Source organism: Rhizobium sp. SEMIA 4085 (assembly GCF_013004495.1).
In the GTDB taxonomy this organism is placed as follows: Bacteria; Pseudomonadota; Alphaproteobacteria; order Rhizobiales; family Rhizobiaceae; genus Rhizobium; species Rhizobium gallicum.
Genome location: NZ_JABEPH010000249.1, coordinates 1 through 9,063, shown reverse-complemented (window position 1 = coordinate 9,063; position 9,063 = coordinate 1). Strand labels below are relative to the sequence as shown.

General features: G+C 59.5%; 11 protein-coding genes. 7 read left to right on the top strand and 4 right to left on the bottom strand.

Going from position 1 to position 9,063, the window contains the following annotated elements; genetic code table 11:
- Positions 1-18: 18 nt before the first annotated feature.
- Both C9413_RS21965 and C9413_RS21960 read left to right on the top strand, forming a co-directional pair.
- Positions 19-1,002 (top strand): sugar kinase, encoded by a 984-nt coding sequence (locus C9413_RS21965; protein WP_170250907.1) that lies wholly within the window; start codon positions 19-21, stop codon positions 1,000-1,002.
- Positions 999-2,273 (top strand): D-tagatose-bisphosphate aldolase, class II, non-catalytic subunit, encoded by a 1,275-nt coding sequence (locus tag C9413_RS21960; protein ID WP_040116013.1) that lies wholly within the window; start codon positions 999-1,001, stop codon positions 2,271-2,273. The genes C9413_RS21965 and C9413_RS21960 overlap by 4 nt, the downstream gene beginning before the upstream one ends.
- 233 nt (positions 2,274-2,506) lie before the next feature.
- Here C9413_RS21960 and C9413_RS21955 read toward each other — a convergent pair whose 3' ends face one another.
- Positions 2,507-3,415 carry a membrane protein gene (locus tag C9413_RS21955; RefSeq protein ID WP_040116014.1) on the bottom strand — a complete coding sequence of 303 codons (909 nt, stop codon included), beginning with the start codon at positions 3,413-3,415 and terminating at the stop codon, positions 2,507-2,509.
- Between the two features lie 150 nt (positions 3,416-3,565).
- On the opposite strand from C9413_RS21955, the gene C9413_RS34565 reads away from it, so the two are divergent.
- Positions 3,566-4,246 (top strand): GFA family protein, encoded by a 681-nt coding sequence (locus C9413_RS34565; RefSeq protein WP_348648792.1) that lies wholly within the window; start codon positions 3,566-3,568, stop codon positions 4,244-4,246.
- Between the two features lie 68 nt (positions 4,247-4,314).
- Here C9413_RS34565 and C9413_RS21945 read toward each other — a convergent pair whose 3' ends face one another.
- Positions 4,315-4,659 carry a low affinity iron permease family protein gene (locus C9413_RS21945; protein WP_170250906.1) on the bottom strand — a complete coding sequence of 115 codons (345 nt, stop codon included), beginning with the start codon at positions 4,657-4,659 and terminating at the stop codon, positions 4,315-4,317.
- Between the two features lie 23 nt (positions 4,660-4,682).
- Complete coding sequence (locus C9413_RS21940) at positions 4,683-5,093, bottom strand: low affinity iron permease family protein (RefSeq protein WP_040116017.1); 411 nt, start codon at positions 5,091-5,093, stop codon at positions 4,683-4,685.
- Positions 5,094-5,565: 472 nt separating this feature from the next.
- Here C9413_RS21940 and C9413_RS21935 point away from each other — a divergent pair, with 472 nt between their 5' ends.
- Both C9413_RS21935 and C9413_RS21930 read left to right on the top strand, forming a co-directional pair.
- Positions 5,566-5,775 (top strand): hypothetical protein, encoded by a 210-nt coding sequence (locus C9413_RS21935; protein WP_052451938.1) that lies wholly within the window; start codon positions 5,566-5,568, stop codon positions 5,773-5,775.
- Between the two features lie 256 nt (positions 5,776-6,031).
- Entirely contained in the window at positions 6,032-6,361 is a 330-nt protein-coding gene (locus C9413_RS21930) for a hypothetical protein (RefSeq protein ID WP_052451872.1), read from the top strand.
- A gap of 447 nt (positions 6,362-6,808) precedes the next feature.
- Here the strand turns inward: C9413_RS21930 and C9413_RS21925 are convergent, their stop codons facing one another.
- Positions 6,809-7,015 (bottom strand): CsbD family protein, encoded by a 207-nt coding sequence (locus C9413_RS21925; protein ID WP_040116018.1) that lies wholly within the window; start codon positions 7,013-7,015, stop codon positions 6,809-6,811.
- A gap of 759 nt (positions 7,016-7,774) precedes the next feature.
- Between C9413_RS21925 and C9413_RS21920 the strand changes: the two genes are divergently transcribed.
- Together C9413_RS21920 and C9413_RS21915 are read left to right on the top strand one after the other, a co-directional pair.
- On the top strand, positions 7,775-8,707 hold the full coding sequence (locus C9413_RS21920) for a LysR family transcriptional regulator (protein WP_040116682.1): 933 nt from the start codon (positions 7,775-7,777) through the stop codon (positions 8,705-8,707).
- 144 nt (positions 8,708-8,851) lie between these two features.
- Positions 8,852-9,063 (top strand): SDR family NAD(P)-dependent oxidoreductase (locus C9413_RS21915; RefSeq protein WP_170250905.1); only part of this gene is annotated, 212 nt, incomplete at its 3' end.

Below are 9,063 nucleotides of genomic sequence, written 5' to 3'. Positions count from 1 at the left end.
CGCTGGCGAGGCTGCTGCATTACACGAGCGGGCTTAGCCACGGAAGGCCTCGGACCGACGCGACCGATCGGCCGGTTCCTCGCCGAGATCCGGGCACCGGCTCGCGGCTCGGGCTTTCGCGAGCCGATCACTCGCAGCGGCCCCTACCCCAGAGGGGCACCGGCAATCTTCATCGACCAAGGCGCCAGAATAGGCGGTTCGGCCGGCATCATCGCCTGCGTGGGCGACGACGACTTCGGCCGCGTCAATGTCGCACGACTGCACGCAGACGGCGCCGACGTCTCGGCTATTTCGACCAGCCCAGAGTTTCCGACCGGCAGCGCCTTCGTGCGCTACCGGAATGACGGTTCGCGCGATTTCGTGTTCAACATAGCAAGATCCGCAGCCTCCCAGATCGACCTTACCGCCGCGGCGCGCGCGCTCATTGCCCGATCGGGCCACCTGCACGTCATGGGAACCGCGTTTGCCATACCCGGCGCCATCGAGATTATCGAATACGCGATTGCGACGATCAAGGCTCGCGGTGGCAGCATCTCCTTCGACCCGAACGTCCGCAAGGAGTTGCTCGGGCAATCCGAAACCCGCGCCCGCTTCGCAAGGCTTGTCGATATCGCCGACCTGATCCTCCCGTCTGGAGAAGAGCTGTTCGTCGCCGCTGGCGTCGGGGGCGAAAGTGAGGCGGTCCATGCGCTCTTCGCCCGTAACGCCAGCGAAGTGGCACTCAAGCGCGGCGCAAAGGGCTCAACCGTCTTCACACTGGAAGGCCGACGCATCGACTGCCCGGCCTTCGCAGTCGAAGAAATCGATCCGACCGGCGCCGGAGACTGCTTCGGTGGCGCCTATGTCGCGTGCCGTCGGCTCGGTATGCCAATCGAACAGGCGCTCACCTACGCCAATGCGGCCGGCGCCCGCAATGTCACGGCCAGGGGGCCGATGGAGGGGGCCGGCACCCGCGCCGAACTCGACGCCTTCATCGCCATGACACCGGGGCGCAGCATATGACCTCCGTACTCGCGAACCTAGCGCGCAGCCGGCGCACGGGCGCCATGGCGGGCATCACTTCGGTTTGCTCGGCTCATCCCATCGTGATCCGCGCGGCCCTTCGACATGCCGTGGCTTGCGATGGTCCGGTATTGGTCGAGGCGACCTGCAATCAGGTCAATCAGTTCGGTGGATACACGGGCTTGAAGCCCCGTGATTTTGTGGCGCTGGTGGAAAAGATCGCCGGCGAAGAGCGTGTGCCGCGAGACAAGGTCATCCTCGGAGGCGATCATCTTGGCCCCAACCCATGGCGTGCAGAACCTGCCGAGGTCGCCATGACCAAAGCGGACGACATGATCGCCGCCTATGTCGAGGCTGGCTTCCGAAAGCTCCATCTCGATACGTCCATGGGCTGCGCGGGCGAGCCGGTCGCGCTCGACGACGCGACGACAGCCGGGCGAGCGGTGAGGCTGGCGGCCGTGGCGGAACGGTGCGCGGCCTCTTCAGGCGGTGAGCCACCGGTCTATGTCATCGGAACCGAAGTGCCGCCGCCTGGCGGCGCGCATCATGTGATCACCACGCTCGAACCGACGCGCGTCGACGCGGCGCGCAAGACGATTGCGCTGCACCGGACGCGGTTTGACGCAGCCGGCCTCGGCAAGGCCTTCGACCGCGTGCTGGCGCTTGTCGTCCAACCCGGAGTCGAGTTCGGCAATGAAAACGTTATTGTCTACGACCGGGCGAGAGCACGAACCCTTGCCGCGCTGCTCGACGAGGAGCCCGCGCTTGTCTACGAGGCGCATTCGACTGACTATCAGGGCGCGCAAGCGCTCCGCGAACTCGTCGAGGACGGCTTCGCCATCCTCAAGGTCGGGCCGGAATTGACCTTCGCACTTCGCGAAGCACTCTACGGACTTGACTTGATCGCAAGCGACTTTATCCCCGGTTATCCGAGCCGAAACCTCATGGCCGTGATGGACGCGCTGATGAGGAAGGACCCCGGCCACTGGAAAGGCCACTATCAGGGTTCGCAGGCTAAGCAGCATATCCTGCGGCACTACTCCTATTCCGATCGTATTCGCTACTACTGGAACCACCCAGCAGCGGAGGATGCCGTCTTTCGGCTCACGAAAGCACTCGACGGCCGGATCATCCCGGCACCTCTTTTCCGGCAGCATCTGCCCAATTTGGTGAGGTACGCCGGAAAGCCCCTTGAACCGCAGGAGTTGCTGATTGACGCGGTGCGGGCAGTTCTCGACGAATACCAAAGCGCACATCAGCCGGGTCGATAACAACACGCATCGCAATCAACGACGCCCCCACCCTACCGCGACGTTGCGAAAGACGGACCAAGCGGCAAGCTTGCAACGAGAAACAAGGGCCTCGTCAGCGAGACGACACCTGCCGACGAGGTCGCCGGCGCCACGGTGATCCTGGCCTATGGTCTCGTCCCGGACTTCTGCCTCAAAGCTGCCGGAGGTCCGGGACTGCATAACATTTGTAGGACATGCAGCGGACGTCGGTTTCACATGCGATTTAGAATTACGTCTTCTTCCTCGTCTCGCTGTCGGCCTCCGAGCGCTGCAGCAGCAGAGGCAATGAAAGCGCCTATCAGGAGAGACAGAGCGCCGAGCATCGCAGTCGTTGCCGCTGCCTCACGTGCCTCGTCTGCAGCTCTTTGGGCAGTGACCTTGGCATCCTCCACCCGCTTTAAGATGGCGTCAACGCGTGTCTTGGCATCGGCCTCCGAAAGACCTGCGTGCGATGCCACGATCGTTGCGAGATAGTTTTTGTCCTCATCTGGGATCCCGCCTTGAGCGGCGCCTTGAAGAAGGATTCTCGAGACTTCAGCCGTGGCTGCACCCTGGTCGGTCGTGGCCTGCGCGCGATTTCGGTCTGGTCGAAGCAAAGCATCGGTGAAATAGGACGCCGAGAGATCGGTCGCCGGCGACTGCGATGATCCTGCTGCGACAGCGCCAGCAAGGCTTGCGTTGGTCGCCGCTTGGCCGACTGCCTGCGCGCCGGCCCCAGCAAGCGAGGTCAAAGATGACGTCAAGAAACCCACCACGAAAATCGTGGCAACCGCCCAACTGATCAAACCATGGGCGGTGTCCCGGAAGAAGACCTCGTCGGTGTGAACAGCGGCCCATCTCGTGCGGAGCCGGCCCGTGAGGTAGCCCCCTAACGCTGCCGACAACCACTGCACGACCACCAGCCAAATCGCGGCAGTCACGCCAATGGCCTCTGCCGAAGCGCTCTGTCCTGTCCAAGGCGACACCATCGTCAGCCCGACACCAGATCCGAGAAGCAAGAGGATCAGGGTGACGCCTGTGGCGGCGAAAGCACCACCGAGGATCGGTCCCCACGACATCGCGGACTTGGACGATTCGACAGGAGTGGCCGCGACGTCTGGACCTGTCATGGACATGGACATGGACACCTCCTATCGCATGAAGAGAACAAGGAGAATGACGATTGGCAGTGGAATGCCGAGAAGCCAAAGAAGAATACCGCGACCCATGGTGTTGCCTCCGATCTTGAGGTTTTGAAGTTATTGCAGTGACTTAACGCTGAGGCCTGTTCAATGTTCCGGCGTTCTAACGACCGACCTTTGCTAAATCCTGTCCGCACAGGCAACAGTTTCGTGGGCCCGTGTGGGGCTTCGCCGCAGTTGATCGGATTCCGGACGATTGAGGCAGCATCACTACCGGCAAAATTATGCAGAACTCGTGTGCAACCCCCACTGCCGGCCGAAGTCGGAGCTGAAAATGTACGTCCTGCCTTACCGAACTGCGATCGACCACATGGCCTCGAAGCCAGCCATGGAACAAACTTCGCTGAACGCAGTTCGCAAATCATGAACGATCAAGAAAAATGGACGGGCGGATGCCTCTGTGGAGGATGCCGGTATCAGTTCCAGGGCGATCGGCCTCATTCAGGCTATTGCCATTGCGACATGTGCAAGCGGGCAACGGGCGGCCCGTTCGCGGTTCTTGTCCAGGCGAGGCTTTCGGATTTGGTTTGGACGACCGGAAAGCCGTCCGTCTACAGGTCTTCGCCGATTGCAACGCGTGGATTCTGTGCCAGTTGCGGGACGCCGCTCTTTCTGCGGTACGACGGGGACGAATTGATACGACTGACCGCCGGGTCTCTCGATCATCCCGAGCGGATTCGACCGGCGGGGCACTATGGCATCGAAAGCCGCCTGCGGTGGGCCGAATGTGGACCCGGCTTGCCAGAGGAGGAAACGCAGGAGAGATTCTAGCTTGCGAAGAACTTTGCTCGCCGCGGCCGTCGTCGTTCTGGCCTTGTCGTCTGCGCGCCGCGACCGGGTCACCCTCTTAAAACCGGGGCGTCCTTGTCCCTCTCCAGCCGTTCCACACCAATCATGTGGTTTCGCGCGCCGCTCGACCTGATGAGTTCATCGACCTTCGTTTGAAGCGTCCGCATGTCGCGGTTCTGGGAATGCTGGAGAAGAACGAGGATGAGGCAGGTGGCCAATGGTGCCAGCATATTTGTTGCCAGGAGCCATTGCTTGGTTGGACCCGTCGCCAAACCGAGATTAACCCAGATTGCGTGAACTGCAGCAACGGCCATCAGGGCAAGCCTGCTTCCGACGATACGTGCGGAGTGATCCGAGAGGCGAACAACGAGCTGATGAGCTAGTGGAGTGGGCACGATCGCTTTCCTCACTACGCTGGTCAGGCGACGCCTGGAGCGTCCTGCTGAACTGTCGTCTTCTCCTGCGCCTTTTGATCGACGCACTCGGCTTTTTCCGCCAGCATCTTGCTCAGTTCTCGAAGCTCGTTCTCGCCGAGTTTTTCAATTCCGACGAACTTATTCTGCGCCTGGGATGTCAAGATAAGTTCATCGAGCTTTGCCTGAAGCGCTTTCCCGTCGCGATTTTGCGAGTTCTGCAGGACGAACACCATCAGGAAAGTGATTATGGTGGTGGATGTGTTGATGACGAGCTGCCACGTCTCCGAAAAGTTGAAGAACGGGCCGGATATCGCCCAAATCAGAACCAAAGATACCGCGACAATGAAGGTCCCCGGTCGGCCGGAAAGGTCGGCCACTCCTGTTGCGAACTTGGAAAAGAACCTGGACGCCATTTGCTACCTCCGCGCTGATCGCCCCCATTAACGGCCGGAAAGCGTTGCGGTTCCTCTCAGCGTCAACGTCGCTCTCTGGCGAGCATCAATATGTCGCAGTGCTCTTTTTCGGTGGCGTCGATTTTCACGGCCCGGAAACGGACAAGCTGCGATGCGGCTCACTGTCGGTCGTGATTGTGGCCTGAAAAGTCGGGTCGCTGCATACCCCAAGATCCGCACTTTTAAAGTTTCCGCGCTGACACTCGGGGTTGACGCATCTAGCGCAAACTCTAGCTGCAGTCCGGGCGCATCAACATCGCGAGGATGGCAAGTGCTCCAGCAAGAACGCGTGGATCGTCAGAAGCGCACGACGCAGACCGCGGAGAATATCATCGACGACGAACGTCGCCTTCGTGTCGCGAAGAGCAAACGCCTTCGCGCAGTTCGAATGGCAACACCCCGAGAAAAACCGTCTTTAACAGGGGAGATGAAAATGCCTCAGCTAGATAGAATTCCAGCCATTCCGCTCCACGATGAACATGTCGTCACAGCAAGAGAGGCGCTCGAAGGGCTTTATCTGAAACTTCAACAGGAGGCCGAAGTGCGTCTGGTTGCCGCAGCACTGCGTGCAGGCTGGTCCGCCGAGGAAGCGATCGATGCAATCGACGACCTTCGGAAAGAAGACGTGCAGGTCGTGAATTGACGCATAAGCCCCGAGTAAGGTCGATGGCCAGCGTCGTCGGCGTTTTGACGATTTGTTCGGTTGTTTGGAAGTGGCGCTCCCTCCATTGCACATGCAGGTAGAGGAACATTTTTTATCGCCCTGGATCGCACGCGCGATGATCAGGACTTACAAACCCAGCCGCAGCGATCTCCCGTAGTCAGGCAAAATACCGTGGGAACCTCGAGGGTGCTGCCTCGTTAGGATGAATCAATAACAACAAATAGGAGGAAGCGTCATGAAACACACTTCGTTGGCTCTGGTTGCCATTGGCATGGCAGCTTTGACATCCCAACCAAGCTTCGCCGATTGCGTGGACATAACCGGGTCTACAGGGACGGAGGACCGTAGCGGCATCGCCAAAGACGGTACTCGTGCTCCGATGGAAGGCAGTGAAACCACGCAAGCGCAAAAGAACAAGGCTGACGCCAACGCACCTCAGAAAGAGGGTGGAACATTGCCGTTGGCCAAGAACCCCAATCTTGCGACGTCTGAACAGGATGTGGTGGCACAGCAGCATGGCGATAAAACCGCTGCTGCGAAGGCTCAGCAAGACAAGTGCGATTAGTCAGGCGAACCACATCGTAGATGTGAGGGAGGCATTCGCCTCATAGGTCCACCTGGGGCCCAAAGTCTGCGACGAAACCAAAGCGCGACCGGCGAGCTGCTCCTTCGAGATTTTTGGTATGCAGGATCGAATGGGCGTAGCTTCCAGGGGCATGGACGCTCGCGCCGAGGTGGTTCGAAGGCTTGGCGATTTGCCGTTGTGATCTTCTTGACGTTCTGGGGTGGCGACCACGAGCTCTGACATCGGACCCGAATGCGACTCACTGCGGGGTCTATATATCCGCCTTGTCCCAACTGCTGAGCCGATCCTTCGGCATCAGCATCTCGGAACGGCGCCATCTCGACCGTCTAGTTGGATGATTCTTCACCATGTCCCAGTGAACACAAACCCCCGGCAAGCCAGGGATTTGTCTGCAGTCTCACCCAGCGTTTAGCCAGGATCCGTTTCTTAGTGCCACGTTTGGTTTTCATACCAATCATCGACGTCTTGATGGACGCGGTCGCGAGCCATGCCGTAGCGCTCCTGGATTTTTCCCTCCAGCTGCTCGCGCTTGCCGGCGATCTGATCAAGATCGTCGTCTGTGAGCTTGCCCCATTGTTCCTTGATCTTGCCCTTCATCTGTTTCCAATTACCCTCAACGCGATTCCAATCCATAGTGTTTCCTCCTTTTGTTGTGTCGAGAAAACGGCCCGTCGCATGTTTTGTTCCGAGCAGCCGCGCCCCCTGACGGGCAGACAGCGCGCCGTCGCGTCCGGCACCTAATGCCTTGCAGAAACCCGTCTTTGGCGGCTGCGATGCTACAGCTCTGCCTGCGGTCGATCCGAATACCCACAAACAGCACGACCAACACCAACCATCAAAATCTTCCAACTGCATTCTGACAGCGACCCCTCAGGAAAACACCGGCAACAGCAGGGTTACCAACACCGATAACCCAACCTGCCCATAGCCATGCAGTGAACGTGGAAAAGAGGTGCGGTTCGCGCCGATCCTTTTTTCTTTTCGACCCACTTAATTTGGGGACGGCAGAAATCAGGACCGCGCTCGACAAGCGGTGACAGGCGGTCGACATCTTCGAGGGGGCTCAAGCCCGCGAGGCGATTTGTTGGACGTGACTTACCAATCGACTGCACTCTTCCGAAAAAAGCTTGTCCGTCCACAATTTTTCAGCGTGAAGCTCGCGTTTTTCGTTGAGCCCGATCTGTTTGAAAGCTCGCATAGACATGTGCTGCCGAAACGGCTGTGGTTTGGATCTTGAGTCCGGTCACTTCATCGTCGAATCAGACTTTGCTGTGCGCTGCGATGAAGCCGGCGGACGATGCCTGTTTGGATCCGTCGCATGTTTACTTCCGGCTGATTCCGGGTGAACACTTACTGATTGGCCTTCACTATCCCGAAGATCGGCAGAATAAAATGGACCGTATCGATGCAATGAAAGTGTTCGTCACCGCGATCGACGAAGGCAGTCTGGCAGGTGCCGCCCGGCGGCTGAAGCGATCACCAACTGCGGTCAGCCGGGCACTGAGCTTCCTGGAAGCTCATGTCGGCGTTGAACTGCTGCATCGAACGACCCGCACCCTCAAACTGAGCGACGCGGGTCAGCGTTACGCCGCAGCCTGCCGGCGGGTCCTCGTCGATCTCGAGGAGGCTGACATGCTCGCCGGCGGTGAGCGTTCCGCCCCTCGCGGGATGCTGACGATTTCGGCGCCGCCAATCCTCGGGGAAGAAGTCGTGCATCCCATTCTGGACGATTTCCTTGAGCTGCACCCGGCCGTTTCAGTTCGGCTTCTGCTGCTGGATCGGTTCGTCAATCTGGTGGACGAAGGTGTCGACATTGCCTTGCGCATCGGCCATCTCGCCGATTCATCACATATCTCCACCCGGCTTGGCGGCGATGTGCGGCGCGTCGTCGTTGCATCCCCGCGCTATCTAGCCACTCATCCCCGCATCGCAGAACCCGCAGATCTCACGAAGCACCAAATCGTCGCCTTTACCAATTTCGGTCTCGACTCGTGGGGCTTCACGCCGGCACAGGGCTCATCCATTCCCCGGACAGTCCAGTTCACGCCGAGGTGCATCGTCAACAGCGTGCGGGCTGCAGTCGCTTCGGCCGCTTCCGGGCGCGGTTTGACCAGGCTCTATTCGTATCATGTCGCAGACTATGTGAGGGACGGCCGGCTGACGATCGTGCTCGCAGATGCCGAGCACCCTCCGCTGCCGGTTCATCTCCTCGCACCACAGGGCCGCATGTCCGTTCCGAAGGTCCGCGCCTTCGTCGATTTCGCCACGCCGCGTCTGCGCTCGGAATTAGCACGCTTGGCAACGCAGGCAGGCACGCTCGGTTAATTATGCCGATTTCCGGAGGAGTGTCGCCCAAAGCACGGCAATTCTCCCTGACACCGGATGGGTCTAAATCAATTGCACCGACGCCGAGGGCGAAGGGCTGGCGCAGATGAAGCGCCCGCTGCAATCGAAAAAGGATCCCCGTCCATGAATACCGAAGGAAATGTCGTCATCATCACCGGAGCATCACAAGGGATTGGCGCTGAATTGGTTCGCGCCTACCGCGACCGCAACTTCCGTGTAATCGTCACGTCCCGCTCGATCACTCCCCGCACTTACCTGTATTATTACGCCGTATCCGTCGCCTTCTGTCAACCGCCTATTGTCGACCTGATCGTGCGTGCTCGTATTGGGTTGTT

Bases quoted from the DNA above. Each gene is read 5' to 3' on its own strand.
- C9413_RS21960 (WP_040116013.1), top strand. From the start codon at position 999: ATGACCTCCGTACTCGCGAACCTAGCGCGCAGCCGGCGCACGGGCGCC.
- C9413_RS21920 (WP_040116682.1), top strand. From the start codon at position 7,775: ATGGACCGTATCGATGCAATGAAAGTGTTCGTCACCGCGATCGACGAA.
- C9413_RS21925 (WP_040116018.1), bottom strand. From the start codon at position 7,015: ATGGATTGGAATCGCGTTGAGGGTAATTGGAAACAGATGAAGGGCAAG.
- C9413_RS21940 (WP_040116017.1), bottom strand. From the start codon at position 5,093: ATGGCGTCCAGGTTCTTTTCCAAGTTCGCAACAGGAGTGGCCGACCTT.
- C9413_RS34565 (WP_348648792.1), top strand. From the start codon at position 3,566: ATGTTCCGGCGTTCTAACGACCGACCTTTGCTAAATCCTGTCCGCACA.
- C9413_RS21930 (WP_052451872.1), top strand. From the start codon at position 6,032: ATGAAACACACTTCGTTGGCTCTGGTTGCCATTGGCATGGCAGCTTTG.
- C9413_RS21955 (WP_040116014.1), bottom strand. From the start codon at position 3,415: ATGTCCATGTCCATGACAGGTCCAGACGTCGCGGCCACTCCTGTCGAA.
- C9413_RS21935 (WP_052451938.1), top strand. From the start codon at position 5,566: ATGCCTCAGCTAGATAGAATTCCAGCCATTCCGCTCCACGATGAACAT.